We start from the raw sequence: 17,094 nt of genomic DNA, 5'->3' as shown, positions 1-17,094 counted from the left end.
GCCAAGGCACCGACATGAACCGCAGACAAGTGTTTCTCAGCCACAAGCAGTACCACGACTTCCTCGAAAGCCTGGCCGGCGAAGAGGCCCACTGGCAGACCCACTCGATGATGGCCGACAGCCCCGAGCAGGAAGCCTCCCTCAAGGCCTCCAATGTGCGCAGCGCGCGCCTGCACCACCTGATCCTGGGCTACACCGGCGGTGCACCCATGGAGCAACTGGCCCGGGAGCTGGATGGGGTGATCGAGGGCTACGAGGACTACCAGCGCAAGATGGGGGTTTATGAAGAACGGCCGGATATCGCGCCGCTGAACATCGAAGACTACCCCGACGAGTACGAGGAATATGTCCAGGTCATCAGCCTGTGCATCCTGCTGCAACGCAGCGACCTGCTGCCGCGTCTGGTGCTGCTGCAGGACCGTGCCGGCTTTGGCGGCCAGGACACTCTGATCGAGGACCTGCTCAAGGCCTACCTGCCGGATCGTGAAGACGTTGATCAGTGGTTCCACGACGTCTCCACGCCCCTGATCCGGGCCATCTACACCGAAGATCCGGATGAACCCCGGGAACTGCTGGTGGAGTACTGCAACCAGTGGTACGAGGCGTTCGAACAGGCCCCATGGCACGACAGCCACCTGGACGGCGACGAGGGTTCCTACTTCGGCTACTGGGCCTTTGAAGCTGCGGCAGTGGCCTACCTGTTCGGCCTGGACGACAGCGCGGTAACGCACATGGTCTTCCCCCGGGAGATGCTCGAATACGCCCGGCGCTTTACCCCGCCGCCGATGCCCTTCCACTGAGGCCGGGTACTGACATGCAACGCAGGCAGGTGTTTCTCGACCCGAAGCAGTACCCCATCCTCCTGGAGTTCCTGGCGGGTACCGAAGCCCATTGGCAGACACACTCTATGGAAGAGGACTACCCCGGGCAGGAAGCCTCGCTCAAGGCCTGGGAGGTCAAGCGAGCACGCCTGGACCATCTGATCCTGGGCTACACCGGCGGCAAGGCCATGCCGGAGCTGGCCCAGGAGCTGGACGCACTGATCGCCAGCTACGAGGAGCATCAGCGCACCTTGGCCCTGTGCAACGAGGTGCCCGATATCGCGCCGCTGAACATCGAGGACTACCTCGACCAGTACGAGGAGTACGTGCAGGTCATCAGCCTGTGCATCCTGCTGCAACGCCGCGACCTGCTGCCGCGCATGGTGGCGCTGCAGGACCGCGCCGGCTATCACGCCGAGGACACCCTGATCGAGGACTTGCTCAAGCCCTGCCTGCCGGGCCGCGCAGACATTGATGAGTGGTACCACCCGGTCTACACGCCGCTGATCAGGGCCATCTACGCCGATCAAGCGGACGAGGCCCGGGAGCTGCTGGTGGAGTACTGCAACCAGTGGTATGAAGCGTTCGAGCAGGCCCCATGGCACGACTCCCACCTGGACGGTGAATCCTACTTCGGCTACTGGGCCTTTGAAGCTGCGGCAGTGGCCTACCTCTACGGCCTGGACGACAGCGCGGTCAAGCACATGGTCTTCCCCCGGGAGATGCTCGAATACGCCCGGCGCTTTACCCCGCCGCCGATGCCCCAATAGCTGGCGCAGCACTGATAGCCCCCGTTTACCGCTCCTTCTTAAAGGTTATGCATTGCCCATGAAATCCTGGATCAAGACCCTGCTGATCACCCTGCTCGCAGCCGCCCTGTGCCTGCTGTTCGCCCGCGTTGTGCTGCCCCCGCTGCTGGTGCAGTTGATACCGCCGAGCTGGGAAGGCGGCCCGTGGTTCTGGGTCAATCTGCTGCTGGCGGGTTTCCTGGCCGGGCTGGTGGTGGCGCCCCTGCTGCGGACCCGGCGTTATTACCCGGTGCCGCTGCTGCTTCTGCTGTCCGCCCTGGTGGTGGTCGGCAATTGGGCGCAGAACCGCTGCAACGACGCCCAGTTGCAGGCCATCGAGCAGCTGGAAAGGCGCAGCGCGAGCCATTCGAACCTGGGGTTCTCCAATGAGGAACCCGCACCATCGGCGCCTGTGGACGTGAGCGCCACTCCGGGCGTCTGGGCCCATGAGCAAGGCGAAGGATATGGCTACAGCTGCAACCGCCCGGGGGAAACCCTGGGGTTCCTGATGCCACAGTTGATGAGCTTTGGCACCAGCGTACTGGGGCTATTGCTGGCCCTGCTGATCGGCCCCGGCCGCCGCCGCGCCCGCTGAGGAAACCGCAGGAGCTGGCTTGCCAGCGAAGGCGTCCGCAAGCGCGGCGCAAGACTCAAGGGCCTCTTCGCCGGCAAGCCGGCTCCTACACGGCAGACCACAAGCTCGGAGGGGGCTGTAGGAGCTGGCTTGCCAGCGAAGGCGTCTGCAAGGTCGGCGCAAGGCTTGAGGGCCCCTTCGCCGGCAAGCCGGCCCCTACGGGATAGGCCGCGGACTTGCGGGGGCTCAGCGGCCGCCGCCCAGGTCGACGAAGGTGCCGGTGGCGTAGGAGGCCTTGTCCGACAGCAGCCAGACAATCGCCTCGGCTACTTCATCAGGACGCCCGCCACGCCCCATGGGGATTGCCGATTCCAGCTTGCTGACCCGGTCGGCATCGCCGCTCAGGGCATGAAAGTCGGTGTAGATATAGCCCGGGCGCACCGCGTTGACGCGGATGCCCTCGCCCGCCACTTCCTTGGACAGGCCGATGGTGAAGGTGTCCAGGGCGCCCTTGGAGGCGGCGTAGTCGACGTATTCCCCCGGCGAACCCAGGCGCGCCGCCACAGAGGAGACGTTGACGATGCTGCCGCCCTGCCCGCCATGGCGCGGCGACATGCGCAGCACCGCGTGCTTGGCGCAGAGGATCGGCCCCATGACATTGGTCTTCATGATCTTCTGGATGCGAAATTCGGACATTTCATCCAGCCGCGACTTGTGGCCCACGGTCCCGGCATTGTTGACCAGGGCCGTGACCCGCCCCAGCTCGCTGTCGACCCGCTGGAACAGACCGATCACTTCATCCTCGATGCTGACGTCGGCGCGCACCGCAATGGCCTGCACGCCCAGGGCGCGAACCTGTTCGAGCACCTGCAGGGCGGACTGCTCGTCGGCCTGGTAGTTGATGCACACCTTGAATCCCTGCTGCGCGGCCAACACTGCCGTGGCGGCGCCTATACCCCGTCCGCCACCGGTGATGACGATGACTTTATCCATGCTGCCGACTCCCTCACTGAACATATCAACGCGAGCCATTAAACACCGCGCGGGCGGCGATGAAAACTGCGCAAATGTGCCACATCAAGCCAGTAGAAGTGCACGGTAGCCCCGCGCACCGACGGCGCAAACCGGCTGGGGCCTGGGCGGCGGCCATATCCCTGCGAACTGCCGCCAGATCGCGACCGCAGCCGGCAAGGCGAGAGGCTCAGGCTTTTTCTTCGCCCCGGTGGATGCCCTGCATGAAACCTTCGGGCGGCAGCGGATGGCCAAGGAAATAGCCTTGCAGGGAATCACAGCCCAGTTGGGTGAGGAAGGTCTGCTGCACCCCGGTTTCCACGCCCTCGGCGACGATCCGCAGGCCCAGTGCCTGGCCCAGGGCGACAATGGCCGAGACGATGGCGGCATCGTCGCTGTCGTGCTCCAGGTCGCGGACGAAGCCGCGGTCGATCTTCAGCTCGTTGGCCGGCAGGCGCTTGAGGTACATCAGGCTGGAATAGCCGGTGCCGAAATCGTCGATGGACAGGTCCACCCCCATGTCCGCCAGCTGTTGCAGGACAAGCATGCTGACATCGGCGTCGTTCATCGCCGTGGTTTCGGTGATTTCCAGGGTCAGGTTGTTGGCCGGCAGGTGGTAGCGTTCCAGGGCATTGGCCACGCTCCTGACCAGCCCGGCATGGCAGAACTGCAAGGCCGAGAGATTCACCGCGATGCGCCAGTCGGTGTAGCCCTGGACGTACCACTCGCGCATCTGCCGGCAGGCCTCGTTGAGCACCCACTCGCCGATGGCAATGATCAGCCCGGTCTTCTCCGCCAGTTCGATGAACTTGTCCGGCAGCAACAGGCCATGCTGGGGATGCTCCCAGCGCAGCAGCGCCTCGGCCCCCACCGGCAGGCCATTGGCAGCGTCGAACTTGGGTTGGTAGTGCAGGCGGAACTGATGATGCTCCAGGGCATTGCGCAGATCCTGCAGCAATTGCAGCTGGCGCCGGGCATTGCTGTTCATCGAGGCATCGAAAAAGCTGTAGCCATTCTTGCCGGTGCCCTTGGCGTGGTACATCGCCGCATCGGCGTTCATCAGCAGTTCCTGGGCACTCAGGCCATTGCCCGGGTACACCGCAATGCCGATGCTGGCGGAAATCTGCAGGTCGTGCTCGGCCACCCGGAACGAGCGCGATACCAGCCCCACCTGGCGTGCCGCCAGGCGCAGGGCATCGTCCGGCTCGGCCAGTTGCACCAGCAGCACGAACTCATCGCCGCCGATCCGCGCCAGGGTGTCTTCGCTGCGCAAATCCTCGCGCAGGCGCTGGGCCACTTCGCGCAGCAACTGGTCGCCCATGTGGTGGCCAAAGGCGTCGTTGACCGGCTTGAAACCGTCCAGATCGATGAACATCAGCGCAAAACAGCCACCATGGGCAGTGACCCGGTGCATCGCCTGGTCAATGCGGTCGGCCAGCAGAATGCGGTTCGGCAGCCCGGTCAGGGTGTCGTGCAGCGCCAGTTGGGTCAGTTCCTTGTTGGCTTCGGTCAACGATTGCGCCAGCACCGCGGTGCGGGCTTCCAGCCGCGCATCCAGCACCGAGGTCAGCAAGGCGATGATCAGCACCGCCAGGGTGGTGATCAGCACCAGGTTGTCCAGGCCCTTGCCGCTCAGGCCGTTGCCCAGGGCGCCGCAGAAACTGCCATCGGCGAAACGCGCCGCGGCCATGCCGGTGTAATGCATGCCGACGATGGCAAAGCCCATGACAATCGCCGCGCCGGTCCGGGCCAGACGTACGTAGGGGGTGTTCTGGCGCAGGCGAAAGGCAATCCACAGCGCCGCCAGCGACGCGCCGAAGGCAATCAGCAGCGAGGCGCCGAACAGGGTCGGGTCGTAGTCGATGCCCGGCTGCATGCGCATGGCCGCCATGCCGGTGTAGTGCATGCCACTGATGCCCGAGCCCATGATCAGCGCGCCGAACAGCAACTGCCACAGCGGCAGCCGCGGCTGGCTCACCAGCCACAGGGCAAAGCCGCAGGACAGGATCGAGATCAGCAGCGACAAGGCGGTGAGCTGGATGTCGTAGCCCAGGTCGATGGGCAGGCTGAAGGCCAGCATGCCGATAAAGTGCATGGACCACACACCGACGCCCATGGCCAGGGCTCCGCCCATCATCCATAGATAAGCGGCACGGCCGGTGGTGGTGGCAATGCGCCCGGTCAGGTCGAGGGCAGTATAGGAAGCGAGGATCGCCACGAAAATGGAGATCAGGACCAGTGCGGAGGAGTAGCTACCGATGAGCATGAGGCGTCTCTTGGCCGTTGTGCCGACATCCCTGCGCGGCGGGCAAAACCGCAGATTGTACTGATTGCGTGGAAGAACGCATCTACAAAGTTAGCAAAAAGCCATTAGTCGGACAGAACGCCGTTTTCGGCTGTCTCATACCCCTACAAGCCCTGTGGGCATGGGCTTTGCGGGAAGTCGCGAGCAGTTGCAAACGGCTCCGGATACGCCCTGCCTGCGGCTGTCGAGCAGGCCTTGCAGCCACCTTGCTGCAAGGCCTTCAAGGGCCTATTTCTGCTCGCTGGCCTGCAGCTGGCCATCCCAGCCACCGCCCATGGCGGCGATCAGCTGCACGCTGGCGATCAGCCGGCTCTGCAACAGGCTGAGCACGCTACGCTCGTTGCTCAGGGCAGTGGTCTGGCTGGTGACCACATCCAGGTAGGCGATCAGCCCGGCCTTGTACTGGTTCTCGGTCAGGCGCAGGGCCTCGCGGGCCGAATCCAGGGCCTGCTGGCGCACCCCCGCCTCGTCCTCCATGACCTTGAGCTGGACCATGTAGTTCTCCACCTCGCGGAAACCGTCGAGCACGGTCTGCCGGTACTTGGCCACGGTCTGGTCGTACACCGCCTCGGTGCGGTCCACTTCCGCCGAACGCTGGCCGCCGTCGAACAGGGTCATGGCCAGTTTCGGCCCTACCGACCAGAAGCGGTTCGGCAGGCTGATCCAGTCGGCGTAGGTGCTGCTGCTGTAGCCGCCGGCCAGGCTCAGGGTCAGGTCCGGGTAATAGGCGGCCTTGGCCACGCCGATCTTGGCGTTGGCGGCAATCACCGAACGCTCCGCCGAGGCGATGTCCGGGCGCCGCTCCAGCAGTTGCGACGGCACGCCCAATGGCACCTGGGGCAGCACGGGGATGGTCTTGCTCTCGGCCAGGTTGAACTCTGCCGGCGGCACGCCGATCAGCACGGCGATGGCGTTCTCGAACTGCGCCCGCTGCCAGATCAGGTCGATCAGGTCGGCCTGGGTGCTTTTGAGCTGGGTCTGGGCCTGGGCCACCGCATCCTTGCCGGAGACCCCGGCCTGGTACTGGTTCTGGGTCATGGTCAGGGAGCGCTGATAGGCCGCCACCGTGGCCTCCAGCAGGCGCTTCTGCTCATCGATCACCCGCAGTTGCAGGTAGTTCTGCGCCAGCTCGGACTGCTGGCTCAGGCGCATGGCCGCCAGGTCGGCGAAGCTGGCCTCGGCGCTGGCCTCGTTGGCTTCCAGGTCACGGCGCAACTTGCCCCACACGTCCGCTTCCCAGCTCACCCCCAACTGGGTGTTGTAGGTGTCGCGAATGCCGCTGCTGGAACTGCTCAGGGCCGAACTGCTGCTGCCGGTGCCCTGGCTGGCGCGGGTCTTGCCGGCGCTCAGGTCGACACTGGGAAAGAACGAACCCCGGGAGCTGCGCACCAGGGCCCGGGCCTGACGGAACTGCGCCTCGGCCTGGGCCACGCTCTGGTTGGAACTGTTGAGCTTGTCGATCAGGCCATTGAGCTGGGCATCGCCGTACAGCTCCCACCAGGCGCCACGGGCCAGGGCGTCGCTGGGGTTGGCCTGGCGCCAGCCTTCGGCTTCCTTGTAGTGCACCGGCTCGGCCACCTGCGGGCGCTGGTAGTCGGGACCGATGGCGCAGGCGCTGAGCAGCAGCACGCACAGGCCCAGGCTCAAGGCCCGCGAGCCCCGGGCCATGGCCAGGCGCTGGGCGGACAGCAGAGTAACGGGACGGGACGATTGGTCGGTCATAGCGGCGTTTCCAGAGCAGCATCGGTACGGACCCCACGCCAGTGGTTGAACTTGTGGCGCAGGCGATCGAGATAGAGGTAGACCACCGGGGTGGTGTAGAGGGTCAGGACCTGGCTGAAGACCAGGCCGCCAATGATGGTCAGGCCCAGGGGCTGGCGCATTTCCGAGCCTTCGGCCCCGCCCAGCAGCAACGGCAAGGCGCCGAGGATCGCCGCCAGGGTGGTCATCAGGATCGGCCGCAGGCGTTGCAGGCAGGCGCTGCGGATCGACTGCAACGGGTCCAGGCCCTGGTGACGCTCCAGTTGCAGCGCCAGGTCGATCATCAGGATCGCGTTCTTCTTCACCACCCCGATCAACAGGAACAGCCCCAGCAGCGAGATCAGGCTGAACTCACCGCCCAGCACATAGATCGAGAGCAAGGCGCCAACCCCGGCCGAGGGCAAGGTGGAGAGGATGGTCAGCGGGTGGATGTAGCTTTCATAGAGCACCCCCAGCACCAGGTACACCGCCAGCAGCGCGCCGAGGATCATGAACGGCTGGCTCTTCTGGGTGGCGGCGAAGGCATCGGCGGTGCCGGCCATCTTGACGATCACGTCTTCGGGCATGCCCAGCTTGGCGATCGCCCGTTCGATGGCGGCGGTGCCCTGCTCCACCGTCACGCCCTCGGCCATGTCGAAGGAAATGCTTTCCGAGGCGAACTGCCCTTCATGGCTGACCCGGTCGTCTTCCAGGCTGTTTTCATAGTGGGCGATGGCCGACAGCGGAATCCGCGCGCCGTCGGCGGTGATCACCTGCACTTGATTCAGGGTAATCGGGTCCTGGGCGTATTTCGGGTTGACCTCCATCACCACCTGGTACTGGTTGAGGCTGTCGTAGATGGTGGAGATCTGCCGCTGGCTGTAGGCGTTGTTGAGCACCGCGGTGACCATGTCCATGTCCACCCCCAGGCGCTTGGCCTGGTCGCGGTCCACCATCAGGGTCACTTGCTGGGCACCGTGGCCTTCCCGGGCGTCGATGGCGGTGAGCTCAGGCAAGGCGCGCAGCGCCGTCACCACTTTCGGGTACCACTGGCGCAACTCGCCCAGGTCACCGCTTTGCAGGATGTAGGAATACTGCGAGGTGGTCTGCTCGCGGCCGCCGCCGAACTGCAGGTCCTGGTCGGCCATCAGCATCAGTTGCGCGCCGGGCACCTTGGGCATTTCCTTGCGCAGGCGCTCGATGACCTTCTGCGCCGAGATATTGCGTTCCTTGATCGGCTTCAGGCGTACCAGCATGAAGGCGTTGTTGGTGCCGTTGTTGCCACCGATAAAGCCGGCCACGCTCTCCACTGCCGCATCCTTGAGCACGGCGCGGCGGAATATTTCCATCTTCGGCTGCATCACGCTGAAGGACAGGCCGTCGTCGCCGCGGACAAAACCGATCAACTGGCCGGTGTCCTGCTGGGGCATGAAGGTCTTGGGCACCACCACGTACAGGGCCACGTTGACGCCAATGGTCAGCAGCAGGCTGAGCAGGGTCAGGCGCCTGTGCCGCAGCACCCAGTCCAGGCTGGTGGCGTACTTGCCCACCATCCAGTCGTTGCTGCGCCGGCTCCAGCGTTGCAGGCGGTTCTCCTGGCCCGGGGTGTGGGGCTTGAGCCAGCGCGCGCAGAGCATCGGGGTCAGGGTCAGGGACACCACCAGCGATACCACGATGGCCGCGGCCAGGGTGATGGAGAACTCGCGGAACAGGCTCTCGATGATCCCGCCCATGAACAGGATCGAGAGAAACACCGCCACCAGCGACACGTTCATCGACAGCAAGGTGAAGCCCACCTCCTTGGCCCCCAGGTACGCCGCTTTCATCGGCGCGATGCCTTCGTCGATGTGCCGGGAGATGTTCTCCAGCACCACGATGGCATCGTCCACCACCAGCCCGGTGGCAAGGATCAGCGCCATCAGCGACAGGTTGTTCAGGGAAAAACCGTAGAGGTACATGATGGCAAAAGTGCCCACCAGGGATACCGGTACCGCCAGGGTCGGGATCAGCGAGGCGCGGAAGTTGCCGAGGAACAGGTACACCACCAGGATCACCAGGGCCACGGCGATCAGCAGGGTCATCTCGGCCTCGTGCAGGGTGGCCTTGATCACCGGTGAGCGGTCCATGGCCAGGTTGAGCTTGACGCTGGCCGGCAGCACCGCCTGCAACGCCGGCAACTGAGCCTTGATCTCGTTCACCGTCTCGATGATGTTGGCCCCGGCCTGGCGGTTGATCACCAGCAGCACCGCCGCGTCATCGTTGAAGAAGCCGCTGTTGTAGCGGTCTTCCACGCCGTCGCTGACCTTGGCCACGTCTTTCAGGCGCAGGGCCGCGCCGTCCTTGTAGTGGATGATCAGCGGCTCGTAGTCGCGGGCCTTTTCCAGCTGGTCGTTGGCCTGGATCTGCCACAGCCGCTGGCCATCCTCCACCGAGCCCTTGGGCCGGCGCTGGTTGGCGTTGGCAATGGCGTTGCGCACGTCGTCCAGGGCCACGCCGTACTGGTTGAGCAACTGCGGCTCCAGCTCGATGCGCACCGCAGGCAGGGAGCTGCCGCCCACCTGCACCTCGCCCACGCCCTGCACCTGGGACAGGCTCTGGGACAGGATGGTCGAGGCCAGGTCGTAGAGCTGGCCCTTCTCCAGCACATCGGAGGTCAGGGACAGCACCATGATCGGCGCCTGGGACGGGTTGACCTTCTTGTAGGTGGGCATGCTGCGCATGCCGCTGGGCAGCAGGTTGCGCGAAGCGTTGATGGCCGCCTGCACTTCCCGCGCCGCGCCATTGATGTCCCGGTCCAGGTCGAACTGCAGGATCACCCGGGTCGAGCCCTGGCTGGAGCGGCTGCTCATGGTATTGACCCCGGCAATCGCGCCGAAGGAGCGCTCCAGGGGCGTGGCCACGGTGGAGGCCATGACCTCGGGGCTGGCCCCGGGCAGGCTGGCCTGGACCACGATCACCGGGAAGTCCATCTGCGGCAGCGGCGCCACCGGCAGCAGGCCGAAGCTGACGCCGCCCAGCAGCATGATCGCCAGCGACAACAGCATGGTCGCCACCGGGCGCTTGATGAAGGGGCCGGAGAGGTTCATGCCGACACGCTCCAGGCTTGAGGCAGGCTGCGGCCCTTCATGCCTCCACCTCTTGGGCGTCTTCACGCTTGCCGAAGCGCCGGCCCAGGCGATCGAAGTACAGGTAGATCACGGGCGTGGTGAACAGGGTCAGCACCTGGCTCACCAGCAGGCCGCCGACCATCACCAGGCCCAGGGGCTGGCGCAGCTCGGCGCCGGAACCGGTGGCCAGCATCAGTGGCACGGCGCCGAACAGCGCCGCCAGGGTGGTCATCAGGATCGGCCGGAAACGCAGCAGCGCCGCCTGGTAGATAGCCTGTTCCGGGGCCATGCCCTGGTGGCGTTCGGCGTCGAGGGCGAAGTCGATCATCATGATCGCGTTCTTCTTGACGATGCCGATCAACAGGATGATGCCGATGATGGCGATCATGCCCAGGTCGTTGCCGCTGAGGATCAGCGCCAGCAAGGCCCCCACCGCCGCCGAGGGCAAGGTGGAGAGGATGGTGATCGGGTGGATGTAGCTCTCATAGAGCACGCCGAGCACGATGTACATGGTCACCACCGCCGCCAGGATCAGCAGCAAGGTGCTCGACAGCGAGGCCTGGAAGGCTTCCGCCGCGCCCTGGAAGCGGGTCTGCACGCCCACCGGCATGCCGATCTCCTGCTGCACCTGCTCGATCACGTCCACCGCCTTGCCCAGGGCCACGCCCGGAGCCAGGTTGAAGGACATCATTACCGCCGGGAACTGGCCGATATGGGCGATGGCCAGTTGCGCCTGGCGCTCCTCGACATGGGCCAGGCTCGACAGCCGCACTTGGCCACCATCGGTGGTCTTGACGTGGATCTGCTCCAGGGCCTGGGGCCCGATGCGCTCGCCGGCCTGGGCCTGGAGCACCACCCGGTACTGGCTGGCCTGGGTGTAGATGGTGGAGATCTGGCGCTGGCCGAAGGCGTCGTACAGGGCGTCGGTGATGTTCGCCACCGAAACCCCGACCCGGGACGCGGCGTCACGGTCGATCACCATGAACACCTGCAGGCCCTTGTCCTGCAGGTCGCTGGCCACGTCGGTGAGCTCCGGGCGCTGGGCCAGGGCCTGCACCAGGCGATTGCTCCACAGGCTCAGCAGCTCGGCATCCGGCGACGACAGGCTGAACTGGTACTGGGTGCGGCTGACCCGGTCCTCGATGGTCAGGTCCTGTACCGGCTGCATGAACAGGCGGATGCCCAGCAGCTTGTCCACCTCGGGCTGGATCCGCGCGATCACCTGGGCTGCGCTCAGGTCGCGCTCGCTGTGGGGCTTGAGGTTGATCAGCAGGCGGCCGCTGTTGAGGGTGGCGTTGTCGCCGTCCACCCCGATGTAGGACGACAGGCTTTCCACGGCCGGATCCTGCAGGATGATCTTGGCCAGGTCCTGCTGGCGCTGGCTCATGGCGGCGAAGGACACCGACTGCGGCGCCTCGGAAATGCCCTGGATGACCCCGGTGTCCTGCACCGGGAAGAAGCCCTTGGGCACCACCATATAAAGGAACACGGTCAGGCCCAGGGTGCCGATGGCCACCATCAGGGTCAGGAACTGGTGCTTGAGTACCCACTGCAACTTGCGCCCGTAGCTTTCGATCAGCCAGTCGATCCAGGCCCCGCTGGCGCGGTAGAAGCGCCCCTGCTCTTCAGGCTTGGGCTCACGCTTGAGCAGCCGCGCGCACATCATCGGGGTCAGGGTCAGGGACACCACCAGGGAAATCAGGATCGCCACCGCCAGGGTGATGGCGAACTCGCGGAACAGCCGGCCCACCACGTCGGCCATGAACAGCAGCGGGATCAGCACCGCGATCAGCGACAGGGTCAGGGAGATCAGGGTGAAGCCGATCTGCCTGGCGCCCTTGAGCGCTGCCTGCATCGGGCTGTCGCCCTCCTCGATGAAGCGCGAGATGTTCTCCAGCATGACGATGGCATCGTCCACCACGAAGCCGGTGGCGATGGTCAAGGCCATCAGGGTCAGGTTGTTCACCGAGAAGCCGGCCAGGTACATCACCCCGAAGGTGCCGATCAGCGACAGCGGCACGGCAATCGAAGGAATGATGGTGGCACTGGCGCGGCGCAGGAACAGGAAGGTCACCATCACCACCAGCGCGATGGCGATCAACAGCTCGTGCTGCACATCCTTGACCGAAGCGCGGATGGTCTGGGTACGGTCGGTGAGCACGGTGACGTCCAGGCCCGCCGGCAGGTTGTCGGTGATGCTCGGCAGCAGCGCCTTGATCCGGTCCACCACCTCGATCACGTTGGCCCCGGGCTGGCGCTGGATATTGAGCAGCACCGCCTGGTTCTCGTTGGCCCAGGCCGCCAGGCGCTCGTTCTCCGCGCCATCGACGATCTCGGCCACATCCTTCAGGCGCAGCGGCGCGCCATTGTTGTAGGCCAGGATCAGCTCGGCGTAGTCCTTGGGCGAGGTCAACTGGTCGTTGGCGTCGAGCATCGAGACCCGGGTCGGGCCGTCGAAGTTGCCCTTGGGCTGGTTGACGTTGGAGGCGCCGATCAGGGCGCGCACGTCCGCCAGGTTCAGCCCGTTGGCCGCCAGGGCCTCGGGGTTGACCTTGATCCGCACCGCCTGGCGCTGGCCGCCGGCAATGCTGACCATGCCGACGCCGCTGATCTGGGCGATCTTCTGCGCCATGCGCGTATCCACCAGGTCATTGAGCTTGGGCAGCAGCATGGTCTTGGAGGTAATGGCCAGGGTCAGCACCGGGGTGTCCGCCGGGTTGACCTTGTTGTACACCGGCGGGGCCGGCAGGTCCTTGGGCAACAGGTTGGTGGCAGCGTTGATCGCCGCCTGCACCTGCTGCTCGGCCACGTCCATATTGATATCGAGGCTGAAGCGCAGGGTCAGCACCGAGGCCCCGCCGGAACTGGTGGAGGCCATCTGGGTCAGGCCGGGCATCTGCCCGAACTGGCGTTCCAGGGGCGCGGTGACCGCGCTGGTCATCACGTCCGGGCTGGCCCCGGGGTACAGGGTCATGACCCGGATGGTCGGGTAGTCCACCTGGGGCAAGGCCGAGACCGGCAACAGGCGATAGGCGATCAGGCCGGCCAGGACAATGGCCAGCATGCTCAGGGTGGTGGCTACCGGACGGAGGATGAACAGCCGCGAGAAATTCATGCGCCGACCTTTTGCGCCTTGCCATCAACCGGCTTGCCGTCTGCGGCCGGTGCCCCGGCGGGCTGCCCTTGCAGGTGTTCGGTGGGGGTGGTGGGCACGTCGATGCTGTCGTTGACCACTTCCACTTCGCTGCCGTCCTTGAGGCGGTCGGTGCCTTCCATCACCACCCGGTCGCCGGCCTTGAGGCCGTCCTGGATCACCGTCGAGTCGCCGTTGCTGGCGCCCACCTTGAGCTGGCGGATCTTCACCTTGTTGTCGCCATCCAGGGCGTAGACGAAGGTGCCGTTGGTGCCGAACTGGATCGCCGCCGAGGGCGCCAGCACCACGTTCTTCAGGGTATCGGCCAGCAGCCGCACATTGACGAACTGGTTGGGGAACAGGCCCTGGTCGCGGTTATCGAAGCGCGCCTTGAACTTCAGGGTGCCGGTGGTGGTGTCGATCTGGTTGTCCAGGCTCTGCAGCACGCCTGTGGCCTGCAGCTTCACGTCACCGCGGTCCCAGGCTTCCACCGCCAGCCTGGCGCCGCTGTGGTAGCGAGCGAGCACGGTTTCCAGGCTGTTTTCCGGCAGGGTGAAGGCCACGCTGATGGGCTGGGTCTGGGTGATGATCACCAGCGCGGTGGTGTCGTTGGCCGCCACCAAGTTGCCCACGTCCAGCTGGCGCAGGCCCAGGCGGCCGGCGATCGGCGCGCGGATGTTGGTGAATTCCAGGTTGAGCTTGGCGTCGTTGACCGCCGCCTGGTTGGTCTTGACCGTACCCTGGTACTGCCCCACCAGCGCCGCGGCGGTGTCCAGGGTCTGTTTGGCGATGCTGTCCTGGGCGTACAGCCCGCGGTAACGCTCAAGGTCGACCTGGGCGTTCTTCAACTGGGCCTGGTTCTGCAGCAAGGTGCCTTCGGCCTGGAGCAAGGCGTTCTGGTACGGACGCGGATCGATCTGTGCCAGCAGGTCGCCGGCCTTGACCATCTGCCCTTCCTCGAAATTGACCTTGACCAGTTCTCCCGCCACTCGGCTGCGCACGTTGATGGTGTTCAGTGCCGTCACCGTGCCCAGGGCCTTGTAGTACACCGCGAAATCCCCCTGGGTCACCGGTGACACCCGCACCGGGATCGGCCCGCTGGCGCCGCCGAAACCGGGACGCACGCTGCCACTGCGCCCGGTATGCCCGGTCGCGGCTTTCTGCCCGGCGGCCTCCTGGTGGGTACTGGCCGGCCAGAATTTCCAGCACAGGCCAACGACCAGCAGCAGGACGAACAGGCCGAACAGCCAGCGACGGGAGTTGCGGGGAGCAGAGGATTGCATGGAGTGATCAACCATTGGGCGCGTGGGAGGCTTCTTTGAGAAGGCTGAAAGATAAGCACTGGAACCGTTTTAGCAAAGCGCCTTTACCGGCAATTTACCTTTGACTGACGTTTCAAGGAGCGGTGCTAAGCCACTGAAGCACAAATAAAAACGGCCTGGACAGAGCCAGGCCGTGAATAATTGTAAAACCTGTTACTTGAGCACGGCCAGGGCCGCGTCGTAGTTCGGCTCTTCGGCGATTTCCTTGACCAGCTCGCTGTGCAGCACCTTGTCGTTTTCATCCAGCACCACCACGGCGCGGGCAGTCAGGCCGGCCAGCGGGCCGTCGGCGATGGCCACGCCGTAGTTCTCGATGAACTCGCGGCCACGCAGGGTCGACAGGTTCTGCACGTTTTCCAGGCCTTCGGCGCCGCAGAAGCGTGCCTGGGCGAATGGCAGGTCGGCAGAGATGCACAGCACCACGGTGTTGGCCAGCTCGTTGGCCTGGGCGTTGAACTTGCGCACCGAGGTGGCGCAGGTCGGGGTGTCGACGCTTGGGAAGATGTTCAGCACCTTGCGCTTGCCGGCGAGGCTGCTCAGGGAAACATCGGCCAGGCCTGCGCCCACCAGGGTGAACGCTGGGGCTTTGGAACCGACTTGCGGCAATTGGCCGTTAACCTGCACCGGGTTGCCTTTGAGAGTGACTTGAGCCATGAACGGAGTCCTTATTGAACAGTGATGATGGAACAGCAATGAGAAATTCCTGAGAGGCCGAAGTTAAGCATGAAACGGCCCGGGCACCTATGCCCCACGGGCAAATTGTCCAACAACCCACCCCGACACCGGCATTACCGGATGCAGGGGCTGGCTTGCCAGCGAAAGCGATTTCGAGACTTGAGCAAGCCTCAAGGGCCCCTTCGCCGGCAAGCCGGCTCCTACAGGGGCGAATTTGGGTGTTTCGGTGTAGGAGCTGGCTTGCCAGCGAAAGCGATTTCGAGACTTGCGCAAGCCTCAAGGCCGCCTTCGCCGGCAAGCCGGCTCCTACGGTTATTTGTTGAGGTGCGCCAGGAGCAGATCGGCCACCGGGCCGCCGGACGCCGGGTTCTGCCCGGTGATCACCCGCTGATCCTCCACCGCGAACGGCGCCCAGGGTGCAGCGGCCTTCTGGTAAAGGGCACCGCGCTTGACCAGTTCGGTTTCCGTCAGGTAGGGCACGTACTGGTCCAGTTCGGCGAGTTTCTCCTCTTCATTGGAGAAACCGGTGACCTGCTTGCCGGCGATCAGCAGCCTACCGTCGCCCAGCTTGATGTTGAGCAAGCCCACCGCGCCATGGCACACCGAGCTGACATAGCCCCCCTGCTCATAGATCTCCCGGCTCAGGGCCTGCAGCTCCGGGTTGTCGGGAAAATCCCAGACCACGCCGTGGCCACCGGCGTAATAGATCGCCACATAATCCCCGGCCCTGACCTGGGAAGGCTTGAGGGTCGAGCCCAGGCGGCTCATGAAGGCGCTGTCCTGGTACCACTGCCAGTCGGTGTCGTCTGCCATGGCCAGGCTATGGGGGTCGATGGGTACGTAGCCCCCTTGGGGCTGACGTAGTCCACCTCGAAGCCCGCCGCCTCGACCTTCTTCACGAAATGCACCGCCTCACCCAGCCACAGGCCAGTGGCGCGGGCCAGGTTGGGGTATTTGGCCACGCTGGTCAGGACCACCAGTATCTTCTTGCTCATGGGCATGCTCCTTGGCATTGGAAAACAGGGCAAGGCACGGCAATCAACCGAGCAACCGCAGCATGTTGCGGTGCCGGGCATCGAAAATCCGCGCCATGTAGGCGTTGACCATCAACCACTCCAAAGGTGCACCACCGATGGCCCTGTAGGTCACCCGGTCGGTGTACAGGGTGCCCCCTTCGGCGGCCTCGACCCGGTGCTCATGACGAAAGGCCCGCAGCGGCCCCTTGAGCATCTCGTCGACAAAATGCCGATCGCCGACCTCACGTATAACCACCGTCCATTTCGCCGGTATGACACCGAACATCCAGTGCAGGAAGCTGAACTGGCGCCCGACACTGATGCGCAGGTCATTGATATCGAGGCCCCCCAAGGGCGTGACACGCTCGGGGAAAATCTTCGGAAAGTTGGCGCCTTCGAGGCAGAAATCCAGCACCTGCTGCGGGCTGTATCCGGCCAGGAAAGTCGTGCGTTCGACCACGGGCATTCTGGTTCATCCTTGCTGATTCTGTTGAGAGGGCACCCACACAAACCTACAAACCACTTCATTAAAAACAAATAACTCATTGTTTTTAATAGATTTTATACACATAAAAAATCAATCACCATAACCCTACAAACAA

General features: G+C 64.6%; 11 protein-coding genes and 1 pseudogene. 3 read left to right on the top strand and 9 right to left on the bottom strand.

All coding sequences use genetic code 11. From position 1 onward, the window contains the following. The first annotated feature begins 14 nt into the window (after positions 1-14). The 3 genes from KI242_RS15190 to KI242_RS15180 are packed head-to-tail and all read left to right on the top strand — an operon-like array spanning position 15 to position 2,204. Entirely contained in the window at positions 15-800 is a 786-nt protein-coding gene (locus KI242_RS15190) for a PoNe immunity protein domain-containing protein (RefSeq protein ID WP_212806341.1), read from the top strand. Positions 801-814: 14 nt separating this feature from the next. Next, positions 815-1,591, top strand: a complete 777-nt coding sequence (locus KI242_RS15185) for a PoNe immunity protein domain-containing protein (RefSeq protein WP_123430828.1) — start codon at positions 815-817, stop codon at positions 1,589-1,591. A 58-nt stretch (positions 1,592-1,649) separates the two neighbouring features. Continuing rightward, a complete protein-coding gene (locus KI242_RS15180; protein WP_161466844.1) occupies positions 1,650-2,204 on the top strand; it encodes a hypothetical protein in 555 nt (184 codons plus the stop codon). Between the two features lie 225 nt (positions 2,205-2,429). Here the strand turns inward: KI242_RS15180 and KI242_RS15175 are convergent, their stop codons facing one another. From KI242_RS15175 to KI242_RS15135, 9 genes and pseudogenes are all read right to left on the bottom strand, one after another. Next, positions 2,430-3,176: an SDR family oxidoreductase gene (locus KI242_RS15175; RefSeq protein WP_015635506.1), complete on the bottom strand. Its 747-nt coding sequence runs from the start codon at positions 3,174-3,176 to the stop codon at positions 2,430-2,432. A 208-nt stretch (positions 3,177-3,384) separates the two neighbouring features. Next, positions 3,385-5,460, bottom strand: coding sequence for an EAL domain-containing protein (locus KI242_RS15170; RefSeq protein WP_161466845.1), 2,076 nt, complete (start codon positions 5,458-5,460; stop codon positions 3,385-3,387). Positions 5,461-5,727: 267 nt separating this feature from the next. Further along, complete coding sequence (locus KI242_RS15165; protein ID WP_019095227.1) at positions 5,728-7,221, bottom strand: efflux transporter outer membrane subunit; 1,494 nt, start codon at positions 7,219-7,221, stop codon at positions 5,728-5,730. After that, positions 7,218-10,325: an efflux RND transporter permease subunit gene (locus tag KI242_RS15160; RefSeq protein ID WP_212806340.1), complete on the bottom strand. Its 3,108-nt coding sequence runs from the start codon at positions 10,323-10,325 to the stop codon at positions 7,218-7,220. Before KI242_RS15160 ends, KI242_RS15165 begins: the two co-directional genes overlap by 4 nt. Before the next feature lie 37 nt (positions 10,326-10,362). After that, positions 10,363-13,461 carry an MdtB/MuxB family multidrug efflux RND transporter permease subunit gene (locus tag KI242_RS15155; RefSeq protein WP_212806339.1) on the bottom strand — a complete coding sequence of 1,033 codons (3,099 nt, stop codon included), beginning with the start codon at positions 13,459-13,461 and terminating at the stop codon, positions 10,363-10,365. After that, positions 13,458-14,777 (bottom strand): MdtA/MuxA family multidrug efflux RND transporter periplasmic adaptor subunit, encoded by a 1,320-nt coding sequence (locus KI242_RS15150; RefSeq protein WP_212806338.1) that lies wholly within the window; start codon positions 14,775-14,777, stop codon positions 13,458-13,460. Before KI242_RS15150 ends, KI242_RS15155 begins: the two co-directional genes overlap by 4 nt. Positions 14,778-14,954: 177 nt before the next feature. After that, entirely contained in the window at positions 14,955-15,455 is a 501-nt protein-coding gene (gene tpx / locus KI242_RS15145) for a thiol peroxidase (protein ID WP_011061148.1), read from the bottom strand. Positions 15,456-15,788: 333 nt separating this feature from the next. Further along, positions 15,789-16,471, bottom strand: a pseudogene (locus KI242_RS15140) (type 1 glutamine amidotransferase domain-containing protein). Between the two features lie 43 nt (positions 16,472-16,514). Beyond that, positions 16,515-16,958: a polyketide cyclase gene (locus KI242_RS15135; protein ID WP_072441941.1), complete on the bottom strand. Its 444-nt coding sequence runs from the start codon at positions 16,956-16,958 to the stop codon at positions 16,515-16,517. Positions 16,959-17,094: the final 136 nt, after the last annotated feature.

It is taken from the genome of Pseudomonas sp. Eqa60 (assembly GCF_018326405.1).
GTDB classification, from domain to species: domain Bacteria; phylum Pseudomonadota; class Gammaproteobacteria; order Pseudomonadales; family Pseudomonadaceae; genus Aquipseudomonas; species Aquipseudomonas protegens.
Note: the sequence above shows the minus strand (reverse complement) of the source record. Positions and strands in the feature narration are given on the sequence as shown.

Coding starts and splice junctions, on each gene's coding strand:
- KI242_RS15190 (WP_212806341.1), top strand. CDS start 15: ATGAACCGCAGACAAGTGTTTCTCAGCCACAAGCAGTACCACGACTTC.
- KI242_RS15185 (WP_123430828.1), top strand. CDS start 815: ATGCAACGCAGGCAGGTGTTTCTCGACCCGAAGCAGTACCCCATCCTC.
- KI242_RS15180 (WP_161466844.1), top strand. CDS start 1,650: ATGAAATCCTGGATCAAGACCCTGCTGATCACCCTGCTCGCAGCCGCC.
- KI242_RS15175 (WP_015635506.1), bottom strand. CDS start 3,176: ATGGATAAAGTCATCGTCATCACCGGTGGCGGACGGGGTATAGGCGCC.
- KI242_RS15170 (WP_161466845.1), bottom strand. CDS start 5,460: ATGCTCATCGGTAGCTACTCCTCCGCACTGGTCCTGATCTCCATTTTC.
- KI242_RS15165 (WP_019095227.1), bottom strand. CDS start 7,221: ATGACCGACCAATCGTCCCGTCCCGTTACTCTGCTGTCCGCCCAGCGC.
- KI242_RS15160 (WP_212806340.1), bottom strand. CDS start 10,325: ATGAACCTCTCCGGCCCCTTCATCAAGCGCCCGGTGGCGACCATGCTG.
- KI242_RS15155 (WP_212806339.1), bottom strand. CDS start 13,461: ATGAATTTCTCGCGGCTGTTCATCCTCCGTCCGGTAGCCACCACCCTG.
- KI242_RS15150 (WP_212806338.1), bottom strand. CDS start 14,777: ATGGTTGATCACTCCATGCAATCCTCTGCTCCCCGCAACTCCCGTCGC.
- tpx (WP_011061148.1), bottom strand. CDS start 15,455: ATGGCTCAAGTCACTCTCAAAGGCAACCCGGTGCAGGTTAACGGCCAA.
- KI242_RS15135 (WP_072441941.1), bottom strand. CDS start 16,958: ATGCCCGTGGTCGAACGCACGACTTTCCTGGCCGGATACAGCCCGCAG.